This window comes from Gordonibacter faecis, from assembly GCF_030077735.1.
GTDB lineage: Bacteria > Actinomycetota > Coriobacteriia > Coriobacteriales > Eggerthellaceae > Gordonibacter > Gordonibacter faecis.
Map to the genome: position 1 here is coordinate 258,347 of NZ_JASJEU010000022.1, position 15,070 is coordinate 273,416.

Below are 15,070 nucleotides of genomic sequence, written 5' to 3' on the forward strand. Positions count from 1 at the left end.
AGCGGGCCTTGAACGCGCCCGCTTCCGATTGCCGTTATTTCTTGCCGCCGTCTTCCTCATCGGGCGTTTTCTCGCGTTTTGGACCTCCTGTGGTCACCGTGACCATGGCAGGCCTGAGAACTTTCGTTCCCATTTTGTAACCCTTCTGGTACACCTCGGCCACCGTTTCGTCCGGCACACTGGCGTCTTCCACCGTGGCCACCGCCTGCGACTCCAGGGCGTCGAAGGCCTCGCCCTTCGGGTCGATAACCTGCACGCCTCCCTTCGTCAGCACATCGACGAACTTGGTGCGTACGGCGCTCACGCCGTCCAACAGTCCCTGCTCGCCGTTCTTCGTTGCATAGTCGATGGTGCGCTCGAAGTCGTCGATGACCGGAATCAGGCTTTCCACCAACTTCTCGGTCGCGCGCGCCTTCTCGGCTTCGCGCTGCTCGGCCGTGCGGCGACGGTAGGTGTCCCACTCAGCGTGCAGGCGCAGGTACTTGTCCTGCCACTCGGCCGCCTGGGCCTTCGCCTGGGCCACCTGCTCGCTGTCGGCGGGAGCGTCAACCGGCTCGCCTTCCAGCGCCGCCTCGGCTTCGGCAACAATGCGGTCGGCATCGCTGCCTGCGCCGGTAGCGCCGGAGGCCGGGGCGCCGGGCTCGGAGGGGGCGGAGCCGGCGCCCGAAGCGTCATTCGCGGTGGGCCGAGCTGCGCCGGCCGTCTCGCGCGCGTCTTCAATCGGGATGTTCTTGCCCTCGTTTTGCGCCGCGCGCTCCGACGAGGGGTTGCTCGGCTGGGACATGTTTTACTTCCCTTCCTTGCTGTCGTTCTCGTCGACGACCTCGTAGTCGGCCTCAATGGTGTCGTCGGCCGGCACCGTTTCGGCAGCCGCTGCGCCTGCACCAGCAGCCGCGCCCTCGGTGGAGTACACAACCTCGGCCAGCTTGTAGCCCGCCTGCTGCAGCTTCTCGGTTGCGCTCTTGATGGCCTCGATGTCGCTACCCTCAAGTGCGCTGCGAGCCTCGGTGATGGCGCTTTCAGCCTGCGACTTCACGTCGGCCGGAGCCTTGTCGCCCAGCTCCTGCAGCGTCTGCTCGGTAGCGTTCACCAGCGCGTCGGCGTTGTTGCGAACCTCAACCTCTTCCTTGCGCTTGCGGTCTTCCTCAGCGTGCTGCTCGGCATCGCGCACCATGCGCTCGACCTCGTCGTCGTTCAGCGCAGTGGAGCCAGAAATGGTGATCTGCTGCTGCTTACCCGTGCCCAGGTCCTTCGCCGACACGTTCACAATGCCGTTGGCATCAATGTCGAACGTGACCTCAATTTGCGGCACGCCACGACGCGCGGCCGGAATGCCGGTGAGCTGGAACTTGCCGAGCGTCTTGTTGTCGGCAGCCATCTGGCGCTCGCCTTGCAGCACGTGCACCTCAACCGACGTCTGGTTGTCCGACGCGGTAGAGTAGATTTCCGTCTTGCGCGTGGGGATGGTGGTGTTGCGGTCGATCATCTTGGTCATGACGCCGCCCATGGTTTCCACGCCAAGCGACAGCGGGGTCACGTCCAGAAGCAGGATACCCTCAACATCGCCGGACAGCACGCCGCCCTGAACCGCTGCGCCCATGGCCACAACCTCGTCGGGGTTCACGGACATGTTCGGGTCTTTACCGGTGAGCTTCTTCACGATGTCCTGCACGGCGGGCATACGGGTGGAGCCGCCCACGAGGATGACCTCGTCGATGTCGCCGGTCTTGAGGCCCGCGTCCTTGAGTGCCTGTTCAACAGGCTTGCGCACGCGATCCAGCAGGTCCTTCGTGATGCGCTCGAACTCGGCACGCGTCAGCGTGTAGTCCAAGTGCTTCGGGCCGGAGGCGTCGGCCGTGATGAACGGCAGGTTGATGTTAGCCTGCGTGGTGGAAGACAGCTCCATCTTCGCCTTCTCGGCGGCTTCCTTCAAACGCTGCAGGGCCATCTTGTCCTGGCGCAGGTCAATGCCGTTGTCGGCCTGGAACTTGTCGGCCAGCCAGTCGATGATGCGCTGATCCCAGTCGTCGCCGCCCAGGTGGTTGTCGCCTGCGGTGGCCGCAACCTCAAACACTCCGTCGCCCAGCTCCAGGATGGACACGTCGAACGTGCCGCCGCCCAGGTCGAACACGAGAATCTTCTGGTCCTTGTTGGTCTTGTCAAGGCCGTAGGCAAGCGCGGCCGCCGTAGGCTCGTTGATGATACGCAGCACTTCGAGGCCTGCAATCTTGCCGGCGTCCTTCGTGGCCTGACGCTGTGCGTCGTTGAAGTACGCGGGCACCGTGATGACAGCCTGCGTCACCGGGCCACCGAGCTGCTTCTCGGCGTCGTTCTTCAGCTTCTGCAGCACCATGGCGGAAATTTCCTCGGGCGTGTAGTCCTTGCCGTCGATGTCAACCACCGCGCGGCCGTCCTTGCCCTTCTGCACTTTGTAGCTCACCGTCTTGCGCTCTTCCGGCGTCTCGTCAAAGGAGCGGCCGATGAAGCGCTTGACGGACGAAACGGTGTTCTCGGGGTTGGTAACGGCCTGGTTCTTTGCTGCCTTACCGACGACGCGCTCGCCGTCCTTGCGGAAGCCCTCGACGGAAGGCGTGGTGCGGTCGCCTTCGGCGTTTACGAGAATTTCGGGCTCGGAACCCTCCATGACGGCCATAGCGGAGTTCGTGGTGCCCAAGTCAATGCCCAGAATCTTGCCCATTATCGTTCCTCTCTTTCGGAGTTATTACCTTGTTTGGTTCGCTGCGCTCGCGCGCTCGGTTTTCTTGCAAAAGAGGCGCGCTTGAAGGCGCACCCGTTCGCCGTGAGAGAACCGGGCGGCGGTTAAGTGTTGTGCCGCTCAATCTTCTTTCGACTTTTTGCACTATATAATCTAAGTCTTTGGTTGTCAAGTTTTGTTACTGAGTGTTGTTGATGTTTTGTAACATTGCCCACTATACGCAGAAGGCGATGCTGAAGAAGGCGCAGAAAGCGAGCGTTACGCGGCCCGTACGCCCCCGTTTCCCTCACGAAGTTTGAGACCTGCGCTTGTGTGTGCGCTGTGAAGGGGAACGCCCCCATACAAAACATCCCCCGCTGCCGGACGGCAACGGGGGATGCAACCTACTACACTATTACTAGGTATGTCGCGCGAACGAGGTTCGCGGGCGGTGGTTAGTCTTCAACAACCTCCGAGATGGCGCCCATCGGGCACTCTTCTACGCAGTCGCCGCAGGCAATGCAGGAATCCTCGTTCACAACTTCGGCGACGCCGCCAACAACCTCAAGAACCTCTTGCGGGCACGCGTCAACGCAAATTCCGCAGCCGATGCAATCATCGGCTTCAATAACCGGGTGAGACATGGCACTCTCCTTCTCGTCAAAAAGCCCTGTGGGCACAGGGGCTGTTTCCCCAAAAACTTACTGAGCGCAAGATACCATGCTTCCCTGCAAATGCAACAAAAATCGGCGTTTTTTTGAGGTGCGGCCGAAATTCGCTCACGGATGCGAAGGAGGCTGTTACGCGATTGTGACTCCGTGCGCCTTGCGCGCGGCACCGGTTAGCAGATGCGCGGAAGTTGCTCGCCCACAAGCATGTCAAGGATGCGCGTGCCGCCGAACGCCGTGCGCAGAAATACTTTCGGACCGCGCTCGGGCTGGGCGGCGGACACCTCGCCGATGAGCGCCGCGTCGGCGCCGTAGCGGTTCGCGCGCATGGCGGCCAGCGCCGCGTCGGCTTCCTCGGCGGGTACCACGCACACCATCTTGCCTTCGTTCGCCACTTGTAGCACGTCGTAGCCCAGCATGTCGCACGCGCCCTGCACGGCGGGCTTCACGGGAACGGCGTCTTCCTCCACCGTGATGTCGGTGTTCGACTGAGCCGCCAGCTCGTTCAGCGTGGAAGCCAGGCCGCCGCGCGTGGGGTCGCGGAAGCAGCGTGTGTGAGGTGCGGCCGCCAGCACCTCGGCAATGAGGTGGTTGAGGGGCGCAGCGTCGCTTTCCAGATCGGCCGAGAAGCTGAGGCCCTCGCGGCAGCTCATGATGGTGATGCCATGATCGCCCAGCGTGCCTGTGACCAGCACTTTGTCGCCGGGCTGGCACTGCGCGCCGCCCAGGTTCACGCCTGGTGCCAACGTGCCCACGCCCGACGTGTTGATGTACACGCCGTCGCCGTGGCCGCGGTTCACCACCTTGGTGTCGCCCGTGACCAGCGCAACCCCGGCCTCGCGCGCGCATTCCGCCATGGACGCGCAGATGCGCTTGAGGTCATCCAGCGGGTAGCCCTCTTCCAGCACGAAGCCCACGCTGAGGTAGCGAGGGGTGGCACCGCTAGTGGCCACGTCGTTCACCGTGCCGCACACGGCGAGCCGGCCGATGTCGCCGCCCGGGAAGAAGTGCGGCGTCACCACAAAGCTGTCGGTGGAGAAGGCCAGCCGCTCACCCGGAGCCGGCGCCGGCAGCACCGCCGCGTCGTCGCCGCGCAGCAACTCTTCGCCCGCATAGGCAGCGAAAAACACCTCGTCAATGATGCGTTTCATCATCGTCCCGCCACTGCCGTGCCCCAACATAACCGTGGTGTCCATCGAATTCCCTTTCTCTACCTCCGCCGTAGGGCAAGGGCTCTGCCCTTGCCGTCAGCCATGGCCAACCTGCACAACCTGCGAGGCAGAATCAACCTACTATATATATTGTCCCGTGGTGGTCACAACCAGGCGGCCGTTCTTGACGCCTTTTGTGCCCAGGATCAGGTTCGCTATGTCTTGCACGAGGCCGGTTTCGCCGCGCAGCACGATAACCTCGAGGCAATTGTGCTGGTCGAGGTGCACGTGCAGCGACGACACGATGTATTCAAAATACTCGTGCTGGATGGTGTGCAGCTTCTCCTGCAGGTCGCTGGCGTGGTGGTCGAACACGATGGTGAGCGTGCCCATCACTTCCGCGCCGGGCGTGGCGCACTCTTCTTCCACCAGCGCGTCGCGCACGAGGTCGCGCACCACTTCGCTGCGGTTTTTCGCCAAGCCGCGGCGCGCGACCAGCCGGTCGAACCGCACGAGCAGATCCTCGGGCATAGCCACCGAGAATCGCATGAGGTCGTTGCTCATAGGCGCCGCTTACACGAGGTTGACGGTGACGTTGCTTGCCGTCTCGGCGTCGTCTTCGAGGGCGTCCTTCGCCTCGCCGAGCAGCGCGCGCACGTCGTCGAGCAGGGCCTGGGCCGCATGCAGCTTCTCGGACACGGTGGCGAAACCGGCGTCGCCCGCCGTGTGCCCCAGCGTGTGCGCCCAGCGGCGCTCCAGCTTCACGTGGTCGTCTATCTGCTCAATCATCTGCTCTAACTGGCCGGTGTTCACTCCGTTGGTGCACATGATGTTCCTCCGCTTCGTTTTCGCGGCGCGCGGCGCTTTGAAGGTTTGCTCTCGCGCGCTCGCCGCCGTCGTTGGTTCTTGCTATTATGCCGTTATACGAGGAACGCCGAGCGACTGCAAGGGACAGTGTGAAAAAATCCGCAAATGGTAACATGTACGAGGTGACGCTCGCGGAAACGTGGGAATTGTTCGCGCCCTACCTGAGCGGCGCGGCCTCCGGATGCGTGTGCGTGGTGAGCGCTCGCCCGCTGGATGATGCGGCGCGGGGAGCTTTGGAAAGCTCTGCGGCGGCGCTGGGGTACGGGCGCCCGGGTTGCACGTATGCGGTGCTACGCGGTGAGGATGGCGAAGGTGCGGCACTCGATGGCCAAGCGCTGTTCTTGCTGGTGGAAGGCCTGGACCCGCTGGTTGTTATTGCGACAGATGGCGAAAGTGCGGCGGCGTTGGCTGTTGCGTATCGCCAGGAGGTAGCGCTGGACGCGGCGGCGCACCTCTTCGGGCGGCCCGCGGTGGCGTTTGCGTCCTTCGCTGCGATGTTGGAGGACGCGAAGAGTAAACAGGCGGCGTGGGCTTTGCTGAAGAAGTTGCCGAAGTTTGGGGCCTCATCGTAAGTATCAACCTGTCCGGCTGGGGGGTTTGGGAGAGTTCTTGGCGCGCCGCTCCGCTGCTCAAATGCTCTTTCGCGCAACGCGCGGAAGAGCATTTTCGTGCGCTGCGCTCCTTCATGCTTTAGCATGCGCCCTTCGGGCGCGAAGAAGACAGTGTTCAGAAGCGCCAAGAACCCTCCCAACCCCCCCCCCCCCAGCCTACGCTGCTTTACTAGAGTGACGCGTTTACGCGCTACTGATTACGCCAGAAGCATCCCGCACCCCACACATAATGACGCGGGCTGAATAACCAGAAAGCATGACCAATAGACAGGTTGACCGTAGGGGCGTTTCACGAAGCGCCCTTTCGCGCAAAGCGCGAAAACGCAGGTCAGAGCAACCATTTCACCCATCAATAACAACCAGGTACGTCAGCCCCCGTAGGGATGCTCTCCAGAGCATCCGTTCGCGCGGAGCGCGAAAACTCAGGTCATGGTTGTATGCTCCGCCTTCGGCGGAGAGGGCGCTTCGTGAAGCGCCCCTACGTAGATTACCTTTTTAGTTAGATTTATGGTACATGAACAAGCCCTCGTCATAATGGTAGGGAGGGCGGCCATCTTGTGGCCTATTGGCCAGCGCGAAGCGCGTCACTCTTTTTCGCGCGACGGAATACTACAACCACCAAACCACGCAGGCGCGCCGGGGATGGGAAGGCGCGCCTGTGGGTGGTGGCGAGGCGGGTGGTCCTCACCGAGGATGTCGTTGGGTGTTAAGCGACACTCACCGCATAACTCAACTGAACAATGCTGCGGTACTGGTCAGGAAGGTAAGTAAGGCTCATCCCCGAAGGCAACGAGAGGCCAAACTTTAAGGCAAGCTGCCCTTCGGTATTCCCCTCCTTAGCAGGAATAGTGAAGTTGGCAGAAGTCTTGGTGGTTGCCACTGGCACTTCAACCACAGAACCCTGACCTGTGGGAGGCGTAAGCACCACCTTTGCTCCACTGGTATCTGCATTAGCAAAAAGAGAGTCAGCTCCTCCAAGCTTGGTGCTTTCAACCTCAGTAATCGTCAAGGGAACCACCGTACCTGAGCGGAAGGTGTTAGTGCCTCCTGTTGTTACATCGGTCACCTTGCCAGAGGCATCTATCTCCAGCACACCTGCCGTGGGGAACTCACAGGAGATAACCAAGTCCCACTGAGCATAAAGAGTGACCGTAGTTCCAGGATTAACAGTCAGGTCAACACTTTGCTGATTAGTGTAAGTCGTACCTGTACCGTCAGATTCGGTGTTCCAGCTAGTGAATTTATAACCTGTACGAGTAAAGCTATTTACAGTAAGCGCTTTAGCTTCACCACGTACCATAGACATTGGTTGCATTGAGCCCGTACCATCGTTGCTGTTAAAGACAATGGTGTAGGCAGGGTTCCACTTAGCGTAAAGCGTGAAATCAGTGGTCACAGACGTGTTGAAGTTGTAGGGCGTCGTGCAAGAAGTATCCGTGTACCAGCCACCGAAGGCGTAACCTGCTCTTGTGGGATCAGAGGGTTTGGTGACGTTGCCATTGGGAACCACTAGCTGCGAACTAACCGCAGAGCCTTCGTTAGAGTCGAAGGTAACCGTGTAGGCACTGCGACTATAGTGGGCCACGAAGGTGAGATCTTTAGCGGTGTTTGCAGGAATAGTATAGTTTGGCGTGGGGGTGGTGATACTCAGCTCGGCACACGTCCAGCCATCGAACTTATAGTTCGCTGGAGGGGCTGCGTTAGCAAGCTCTTTGGGAAGCTGGGTCACGTCATAGGTTTCAGGGTTTGAGCCAGGTTTTGTGCCACCACCTAGGGAGTATTTAATAGTGAAGGTATTAAGTTTCCAGCGGGCATAATAGGTAGCGGCCTCGACGGTTGACGTCGGCAGGCTAACTGCAGCACCGTTGGGAGTGGTGGACCAACCATCGAGTTCATAGCCCACCCTTTCGGGTTTGGTGGGAGGGGGTAATGTTTGTTCGAAGAGTGCAACATCAACCCCGTAGCTATCAGCCTGTTCCCATTTGCCTTGATTACCCTGGAAGGTCACTCGAACCTTGACAGGTTCGGTGCTGTTGGAGTTAGTTACACGAAGGCCCACTCTGACAGAATCCGGCTGACCATCAGTGCCTGATGACTGATTCTTGGACGAGTTCCATACGTGCAAACCCATGAGCGTGGTTCCGACGTTGGGCTCCTCCGCAAGTGCAGGCACAGACACCAGGGCTGTCAGAACCAGCGCACAAGCGAGAGCACACGCAGCAACCCGTCGAGTGAACCGCGCAGTATGTGATATGTTGTTCCTGCTTGACATGCTTATTGGTATTCCTTCCGATAATCAACCCACGTGGGGCTTGTCGCAAAAGGTTGTACTGCGTATTTATTAAAACTCGCTGCAAGCCACCTCTCACTTGCCCCCCGTAGGGCAAGGGTTCTACCCTTGCCGTCAACCACGGGCAACTTGTCAGGTTTGTTGTTGTCGAGCGGCAAGGGCAGAGCCCTTGCCCTACGGGAAACAAAAAACTTGCAACCTTCAAGCCCTCCCCCGTCGCAACCCCTGCCGGGGACACAGCTCCGGCAGATTCTGGATACGAGATTAGAGGCAGAAGCAGGGGCAAACACCCCGCGAGCCGCTCGCGTTGCCGTCGCCGCTGGGGTAGCCGATCGCGTCCACCATAAGGAAGTCCTCGGAGAAGTTCGGATACACAGAACGCTCCCACCAAGAGGTACTTTTTATAAGGCTAGCATCATCACCAGTACCAGTGTTATTAGTCACCTTGCCATTCCAGTAAGCGTATTGCGTACCCTCTTGAGTTGACCAATGGGTGCTACCCCATTTACTGCCCGAAATTAACTCGGGCCAACTTGCGATGAAGAGTTTGTCATTGGAGGTAGTGATAGTAGAGATGCTGCCGTTATAGGCAGGCTGGTACTTCTTCTTGACAACCTCGATAGAGTTTTGCAGATCGGCGGGGACTTGGTTCCAAATCGCGTCGTCGTCGGAGCTACTGTTACTGTTTGCAATAACATTATCCTGATTCGGAAGGGAGGCGGGATTCATTCTTGCGCGAAGTTGGCTTTGGCCCCAGCCACCAGTACTGATATCCGGCGCAATGTTCATCTGGTAGGTTCCGCTCAGCAGGTTCTTGAACTGGAAGGTAAGGCCCGCTTTGCCACCTGATGCCTTGTCATCATGGAGGACGCCGATGATGCACAGGTCATAGGTTCCGCTCGTCCACGTGGACTTGCATTCGTACTTGGTGTCATCAGTGGCATAAGCCGCGTACATGCTGTAGTAGGGGGAACTTTGACCCTTCCTAGAGATATCTTGGACATGCGCTTTGACATCGGCAAGAGAATAGACTGTCTTTGTTGAAGCGTCTTCCAAGTAAAAAGCATCGCCTTTGTCGCCAGTCCCTGTAAACGTAAGTGCCTCAAACGTGCACTTGACAGTTGCCAGTGAGACGGTAACTGGCTCGGTACCAGCACCTGCAGCCGTTTCCTTTACTTCGGCATTTGCGAGAGTAGTATCGTTTGTCAGATTCAAGCGGAAGGTATAGGGAGTTGAATAGCCAGCTGCAATGCCGAAGGCTGCTTTGTCGGTGGGTACGGCTGTATTATTTACTTTATCTAAATAACCGAAGTTCACAGCCGCACCTTCGTTGCCTTGTGGGTAGAGGCTAAAGAGATTTTGAGTATTGAGCTTTCTTGAGCTATCGAGTGTTTGAATGTGGTTGTCCACGCCAACGCTTGATGTACAGCTAACACTGGCAAGCTGCACAGACTGACCCGTAGAGTTGTTTTTGAAGAAAACAGTACCTGTGGCACACTCTGGCTTTGTTGCTACGTCGTAGCCGTTTCCATCTCCGAGGAATACTTGCGTAGGAGCGGTGACGCTGATTTGGGTGTTACGCGCTTCGGCGAGATAGGCGGCAGGCAAGGACGAATTGATGCTCGTGAGAGCGATGTCGGATCCGGCGTTGGGATTCGGAGAGACTTCGACTGTCCTGCTGGCGCGAGTGAGTTCTACGTCATCCAAAGTGAGCACCGCGGTGACATCAGAGGTACCTGCTTTTTTGGCACTTACTTGGCCTGCATCTACTGATAAGGGTGCGGCAGCGTAGGAGTAGGAGGCTTCAACAGGCTCGGGAACTTGGAGGTTGCCGCCTTCTAGGAGATTGGCCTCCTGGCCTGCTTCGATGGTGAGGGGTTCTTCGGCAAGAGACACACCGTAAGGCATGAGGTGGTTGTTGTCGGAGGGAAGGCCGGGGTTCCAGGAGTTTTCGGAGCCAGAGGGGAAGTAGATCGAAACGTTAGTGCAACCTGCGAGAGCGTCGGTAGCGACTTCGGGAGTGCCGAGGGCTACTACGCGTTCGAGAGTTGAGCAGGAGGCAAAGGCTCGAGAGCCGATGGAGTTGATGCTGGCGGGGAGCCAGATGTCCTTGAGGGAGGTGGCTTCGAAGACGCGCTCGCCGATGGTGCGCAGGGTGTTGGGGAACTCGATGGTTGAAAGGTTGGCGCAGCCAGCGAAGGCTCCATTGTTGATAGTGGTGATGGTCGTCGGAAGCTTTACGCTAGTGAGAGAGCCGCGGTTTGCGAAGGCGTTCTCGGCTATGGTGCTTACACGGTAGGGAACGCCATTAATCTCGGCAGACGATGGGATTTCGAGGTTGGCCTCGGGGTCGTCTTTGCCTTGCCAGGAGACTGCGAGGGTGTAGTCGTCGAGCAGGGTGTAGGTGAGGCCGGAGGCTTCGTTGGTGTTTGGGTTTGTGGTTGCGCCCGGCTTTGCGGGTTCGGCAAAGTTCTTGAAGCCTGCGTTCTCCCAGGTTGCCTTGCGAATCTCGTAGTCTTGGCCTGCGGGGAGGGCTACCACCGCTGTTGCTTTTGTTTCGTCGGAGAAGGCAGTGGGGTCGATCTTTTGAATGTTGCCTAGTGCGGTGATGGATGCGAGGTCTTTGCAACCTGAGAGGGCATCCTTGTCGATGGATTCTGTTTCAGCAGGAATCACGATGGAGGCTCCGATGCCCGCAGGACAAGCTACCAGGGTCTTCATGTCCTTGGAGTAGAGTGCTCCGTCATAGGAAGTAAACATGGCGCTGTCCCCGACCAGGATTTGAGAAAGCACACTGCACCGGGAAAATGCAGTGGCAGAGACAAGGGTGGACTGGTCGGGGAGAGAAGCAGCGCCCTCCTTGCCCTCGGGAATGAGCAGGAGTTTCGAGTAGTCTTTGGTAAAGATCATGTCGTCAAACGACGAAAAGCCCTCGTTTCGGGGGCTTACTTGGACGTGCTTGAGCGACGAGACTCCTTTGAGCGCCTCGTCGTCGATTGTTTGAATTGTTTCAGGTAGGGAGAGTGATTCTACAGAATACTCAGTGAATGCCCCCCCCCCCCCCGCGAGGTTTTTGAGGGTCGTGACAGCATAGGTGTCAGAACCGCTAGCTACCTGGGTGGGGACGGAGATGGTTTTGAGATCGGTGGCATGGATGCCAACAAGAGCGACGGTGGTGCCATCTTCGTTAACTTCGAAAACAAGGCCTTCGGACACAAAGGTTCCGAGAGTTGCTTTGGGAGTTCCTTGTACGAGTGGGAGTGATCCGGTTGTTTGAGATTCAAGAAGGGCGACCGTAGTCGCAAGAGATTCAGTACTTGTGGTAGTTCCTGGAGTTTCGCCTTGGACGGCTAGAGGCTCAGAAAGCCCCCCCCCCCCGGAGATTTTCAGATTCTGCAGTGTCTGCGAAGGCAGTAAGTGGGCTTGTGGCAAGTGTGAGTGTAAGAGTTGCTGCACACGCTACTTTGCCAAGCCTTAATGCTCGACGATTGTTCATTTCCATTGTCCCTTTACTCAAAAGCTGAGTGCATTTCCCGATGCACGTACCCCGCAAGTGCGGGATATGCTCGGCATGGTAGCACGCAAGGCGAGTTTGTGAAGAGAGGGCTCATCTGCCGATTTCGAGTAAAACCACATGCAACCAAGTACTTATAACCGCAGGTAGAACATATCCCTCACTATACAGAAACCTATGTAACCTAAGGGTACATGTCTTCACACTTTCTCCATATAATGTGACACCCTTGCGCCAGCTTTTCTGCAATATGTGACGCGCTTACGCGCTACCTAGTAAGCCAAAGCATCCCCGCCTACCCTCGCCTTATGACGCGGACCAACTGAATGAAAGGCATTGCGTTCAGCCAACGATACTGGTGTTGACGCGTGCCTTAGTGACGCTGGTCGATAATTTTTGATCGCAGTGTGACGCTACAATTGTGGCGCTTTTTGTGTCGCTTTTGGTGTTATACTCGCTTTATTGAAAGGAGTTCAATATGACCACTATGACAGCAAGCGTGCGGGATGCGCGTAACCATTTCTCGAAAATAGCAAACGAAGTTAACCTTACGGGACAGCCTGTTACCGTTTTTCGCAATTCCAAGCCATGGGTTGTGATCAGCCCTGCAGCACATGATGTGCCAAATGCTGCCACATTGCGCGCGATGGCAGAAGCCGAGGAAATGGCTTCTGATCCTAACCATCACCCCTACGACACGTTTGAGGACATGATGAACGCCCTGAACAAGGCATGCGAAGATGCTTAAGCCAGATTTCACACCTTCGTTTGTACGAGACAAAAAACGTTGCATCAAAAAGCACTGGGACACTGCAAAACTCGATGAAGCGATGTTTGCCGTTGTTCGATCCGATGAATGCCCCATACCTGACTCGTATAACAATCACGCGCTAAAAGGCGGTTGGCAAGGTTACCTAGAGTTGCACGTAGATGGGCGTAAGAGCGATTGGTTGCTCGTGTATAAACTCACCGAGACAACAGCAACTTTCGTACGAACAGGGTCTCATGACGACTTGTTCAAGTAGTGCCTCTCGGTGTTCTTGCCCTCGTCATAATGATAGGAAAGCATATTATCTTTTGGCGTAATAGATAGCGCGTAAGCGCGTCAGTTTTTTTCAGGCGGGATGCGGCGGCGCACCGCACTCTTGGCGGGGCGCTGCCGCTTGAGGTTCTTACAGGCCCATCTCGGATTTTAGTTTGGCTAGTTCTTCGTCTACGGCGGCGGTGGTGCCAGTAGAGGCGTATTTGGCTTCTAGGGCGGCAGCGGTGTCCACGGGCTTGGCGTCGAGTTCGGCGGCAGCGTTGGCGCGGTCGAGCATGCCGTCGGCCTTGGCCTCCATGCGGTCAAACGCGCTCATGGCACCGGCGGCTTTGTCGGCGGCGGACGCGAACTCGTTCACCTTGGCCTGCGTTTTCGCCACGGCAACCTTGGCCTTCACGGCCTCGCGGCGACCATTCAGTTCCTCAATATCGCTCACCAGTTTGTCGTACATCTGGCGCATCTTGGCCGCGTTCTCGCTCGCGGCGGCGTACGACTCTTGCAGGCTGACTGCCTTGGCTTCCAACTGCTGCTTCTTGGCCAAGAACGTGCGCGCGTCGTCTTCGTTGCCGGCGGCCAGCGCGGTGCGGGCCAGGCCTTCATACTTGGCAATTTCGGCGGCATTGTCATCCACCAGGCGCTTCGTACGCGTTTCCTCGGCCATGACGCCGGCCGTCTCTTCCTTGACCTCGGCCAAATCCTCGGTGAGGTCGCGCAGATACTGGTCGATCATCTTCGCGGGGTCTTCGCACTTATCCAGCAGTTCGTTGATGTTTGCCTTGATGATGTCGGTGAATCGGTCGAGCATTCCCATGGTGGCTCCTTTGTAGCAGTGGTTATTGGTGCCCCGCAGGCGCGGGGGTAGTCCCGATTAGGTGACACTCGGCGGCGAGGCGCTGGGCGTGTCAGCGGCTGTTTCCTTTGCGGAAGCTTTCACCGCTGACCCTTCCGCAGCCGCAGCCTCGTACTTGCGGGCAAGTTCTTCCACCTCTTTGTCGCCGAATTTTTCCAGCGGGCGCGACAGCAGTTCTTCCTGCTTGCGGTGCCTGCGCTCGTCTTCTTCGAGCTTCTTCTGCACGAGGTTCGCCACCACGCACACAACCAGAATGACCACGCCAGCGCCCAGCAGCAGAAGGCCGCTTGGACCGCCCGCGTCTTTCGCCATGATGGTGGTGGCCGTATCGGCAAACGCGTGCGAGAAAATCTCTTCCTCGGACAGCGAGTAGTTGTTGTAATACGCATCCAGCTTGTCGCCCAGCACGCCTATGGCCTGCGCGTCCATGACAGCGGCCGCCTGCGTGCCCACGGCGTATCCGCAGTTGAACCCGCCGTAGCCGTCGTCGCAGAACACCAACAGGAAGTGTCCCTCGCCCTTGAACAGCTGGTCGTAGAACGACTCGGCCTGCTGTTGCAGCACCTGTGTGGACGAGGTGGTGCCGTTCGGCAGAATATAGAGGTAGGGCTGCACACCCGTCTGGTGGTAGAACGACCGCATGCCGTCCTCCAGCTTGCCGGGCGCGTGAATCCAGCCGCCGTCCGCGTCGGTGTAGTAAGCGGTTTCGGTGGTGGCGGACGCGGGCAGGGCCGTGCGTTCCACCGACTGCTCGCCGAAGCCGGAGAACAGGAAGGTGACCAGGCCCGCAACAATGAGAATGGCAGCGATAATCAGGGCGATGGTGCGCCAGCCGCAACCGCTTTTGGTGGCGGCTGATGCTGGGGTGGTGTTGGGCTGGGTGGACGGCGTTGCCTGCGTTGGCGCGCCGCCGGGTTGGGAGGTGCCGGGTTGCTGCGAAGCGAAGGGCTGCTGGTAGGAATTTTGCTGCGTGGTGTGGGCATACGGGTTGCCGTACGCGTCGCCTGCGCCATACGGACGCTCGTAGCGCGGCTCGTCGCGGCGACTGCTGCGGCCGATGAGGAACGGAATGAGGGGACCGATGTTGAACCCGCCCCCGCCCGAACCGCTGCCGAAGCCGCCAAACCCGGAGCCTGAGCCAAACCCGCCGGACCCGCTCATGCGTCCGCCGCCCGAGCGACCGCCCGAACCGCGCGAGCCACCGGAGAACCCACCCGACGACCGTCCGCCGCCGGAGAATCCGCCGCCACTGCGTCCGCCTGAACTTCCTCCCGAGCCGCCAGATCTACCCATGACCTTCTCCCCTCGCGCCGCTTCGCGTCAACGTGCCCAGCGCGGACATAAGGTCTGACATCGCTCAAGAATTCCCCTGCGCCCTTGCC

General features: G+C 58.6%; 13 protein-coding genes. 3 read left to right on the top strand and 10 right to left on the bottom strand.

Annotated elements, in window-relative coordinates; translation table 11 throughout:
- Positions 1 to 34: 34 nt before the first annotated feature.
- From QNJ86_RS11825 to QNJ86_RS11850, 6 genes are all read right to left on the bottom strand, one after another.
- Positions 35 to 784, bottom strand: a complete 750-nt coding sequence (locus tag QNJ86_RS11825) for a nucleotide exchange factor GrpE (protein WP_283832834.1) — start codon at positions 782 to 784, stop codon at positions 35 to 37.
- A gap of 3 nt (positions 785 to 787) precedes the next feature.
- Positions 788 to 2,698, bottom strand: coding sequence for a molecular chaperone DnaK (gene dnaK, locus QNJ86_RS11830; RefSeq protein ID WP_283832835.1), 1,911 nt, complete (start codon positions 2,696 to 2,698; stop codon positions 788 to 790).
- A gap of 452 nt (positions 2,699 to 3,150) precedes the next feature.
- On the bottom strand, positions 3,151 to 3,339 hold the full coding sequence (locus tag QNJ86_RS11835; protein ID WP_283832836.1) for an ATP-binding protein: 189 nt from the start codon (positions 3,337 to 3,339) through the stop codon (positions 3,151 to 3,153).
- A gap of 197 nt (positions 3,340 to 3,536) precedes the next feature.
- Positions 3,537 to 4,559: a hydrogenase expression/formation protein HypE gene (gene hypE, locus QNJ86_RS11840; RefSeq protein WP_283832837.1), complete on the bottom strand. Its 1,023-nt coding sequence runs from the start codon at positions 4,557 to 4,559 to the stop codon at positions 3,537 to 3,539.
- Between the two features lie 96 nt (positions 4,560 to 4,655).
- Positions 4,656 to 5,078: a nickel-responsive transcriptional regulator NikR gene (nikR, locus tag QNJ86_RS11845; protein WP_283832838.1), complete on the bottom strand. Its 423-nt coding sequence runs from the start codon at positions 5,076 to 5,078 to the stop codon at positions 4,656 to 4,658.
- Positions 5,079 to 5,087: 9 nt separating this feature from the next.
- Entirely contained in the window at positions 5,088 to 5,342 is a 255-nt protein-coding gene (locus QNJ86_RS11850; RefSeq protein ID WP_283832839.1) for a dynein gamma chain protein, read from the bottom strand.
- A 128-nt stretch (positions 5,343 to 5,470) separates the two neighbouring features.
- On the opposite strand from QNJ86_RS11850, the gene QNJ86_RS11855 reads away from it, so the two are divergent.
- Positions 5,471 to 5,953, top strand: coding sequence for a hypothetical protein (locus QNJ86_RS11855; protein WP_283832840.1), 483 nt, complete (start codon positions 5,471 to 5,473; stop codon positions 5,951 to 5,953).
- 745 nt (positions 5,954 to 6,698) lie between these two features.
- Here QNJ86_RS11855 and QNJ86_RS11860 read toward each other — a convergent pair.
- A complete protein-coding gene (locus QNJ86_RS11860; protein WP_283832841.1) occupies positions 6,699 to 8,123 on the bottom strand; it encodes an InlB B-repeat-containing protein in 1,425 nt (474 codons plus the stop codon).
- Positions 8,124 to 8,546: 423 nt separating this feature from the next.
- On the bottom strand, positions 8,547 to 11,498 hold the full coding sequence (locus tag QNJ86_RS11865; protein WP_283832842.1) for a leucine-rich repeat protein: 2,952 nt from the start codon (positions 11,496 to 11,498) through the stop codon (positions 8,547 to 8,549).
- 776 nt (positions 11,499 to 12,274) lie between these two features.
- Between QNJ86_RS11865 and QNJ86_RS11870 the strand changes: the two genes are divergently transcribed.
- Together QNJ86_RS11870 and QNJ86_RS11875 are read left to right on the top strand one after the other, a co-directional pair.
- On the top strand, positions 12,275 to 12,544 hold the full coding sequence (locus tag QNJ86_RS11870) for a type II toxin-antitoxin system Phd/YefM family antitoxin (RefSeq protein ID WP_283832843.1): 270 nt from the start codon (positions 12,275 to 12,277) through the stop codon (positions 12,542 to 12,544).
- Complete coding sequence (locus tag QNJ86_RS11875; RefSeq protein ID WP_283832844.1) at positions 12,537 to 12,821, top strand: type II toxin-antitoxin system RelE/ParE family toxin; 285 nt, start codon at positions 12,537 to 12,539, stop codon at positions 12,819 to 12,821. Before QNJ86_RS11870 ends, QNJ86_RS11875 begins: the two co-directional genes overlap by 8 nt.
- A gap of 147 nt (positions 12,822 to 12,968) precedes the next feature.
- On the opposite strand, the gene QNJ86_RS11880 is transcribed toward QNJ86_RS11875, so the two are convergent.
- Both QNJ86_RS11880 and QNJ86_RS11885 read right to left on the bottom strand, forming a co-directional pair.
- Positions 12,969 to 13,649, bottom strand: coding sequence for a PspA/IM30 family protein (locus QNJ86_RS11880; protein ID WP_283832845.1), 681 nt, complete (start codon positions 13,647 to 13,649; stop codon positions 12,969 to 12,971).
- A gap of 57 nt (positions 13,650 to 13,706) precedes the next feature.
- Entirely contained in the window at positions 13,707 to 14,981 is a 1,275-nt protein-coding gene (locus QNJ86_RS11885) for a hypothetical protein (RefSeq protein WP_283832846.1), read from the bottom strand.
- Between the last annotated feature and the right edge of the window lie 89 nt (positions 14,982 to 15,070).

Coding starts and splice junctions, on each gene's coding strand:
- QNJ86_RS11825 (WP_283832834.1), bottom strand. CDS start 784: ATGTCCCAGCCGAGCAACCCCTCGTCGGAGCGCGCGGCGCAAAACGAG.
- dnaK (WP_283832835.1), bottom strand. CDS start 2,698: ATGGGCAAGATTCTGGGCATTGACTTGGGCACCACGAACTCCGCTATG.
- QNJ86_RS11835 (WP_283832836.1), bottom strand. CDS start 3,339: ATGTCTCACCCGGTTATTGAAGCCGATGATTGCATCGGCTGCGGAATT.
- hypE (WP_283832837.1), bottom strand. CDS start 4,559: ATGGACACCACGGTTATGTTGGGGCACGGCAGTGGCGGGACGATGATG.
- nikR (WP_283832838.1), bottom strand. CDS start 5,078: ATGAGCAACGACCTCATGCGATTCTCGGTGGCTATGCCCGAGGATCTG.
- QNJ86_RS11850 (WP_283832839.1), bottom strand. CDS start 5,342: ATGTGCACCAACGGAGTGAACACCGGCCAGTTAGAGCAGATGATTGAG.
- QNJ86_RS11860 (WP_283832841.1), bottom strand. CDS start 8,123: ATGGGTTTGCACGTATGGAACTCGTCCAAGAATCAGTCATCAGGCACT.
- QNJ86_RS11870 (WP_283832843.1), top strand. CDS start 12,275: ATGACCACTATGACAGCAAGCGTGCGGGATGCGCGTAACCATTTCTCG.
- QNJ86_RS11875 (WP_283832844.1), top strand. CDS start 12,537: ATGCTTAAGCCAGATTTCACACCTTCGTTTGTACGAGACAAAAAACGT.
- QNJ86_RS11880 (WP_283832845.1), bottom strand. CDS start 13,649: ATGGGAATGCTCGACCGATTCACCGACATCATCAAGGCAAACATCAAC.
- QNJ86_RS11885 (WP_283832846.1), bottom strand. CDS start 14,981: ATGGGTAGATCTGGCGGCTCGGGAGGAAGTTCAGGCGGACGCAGTGGC.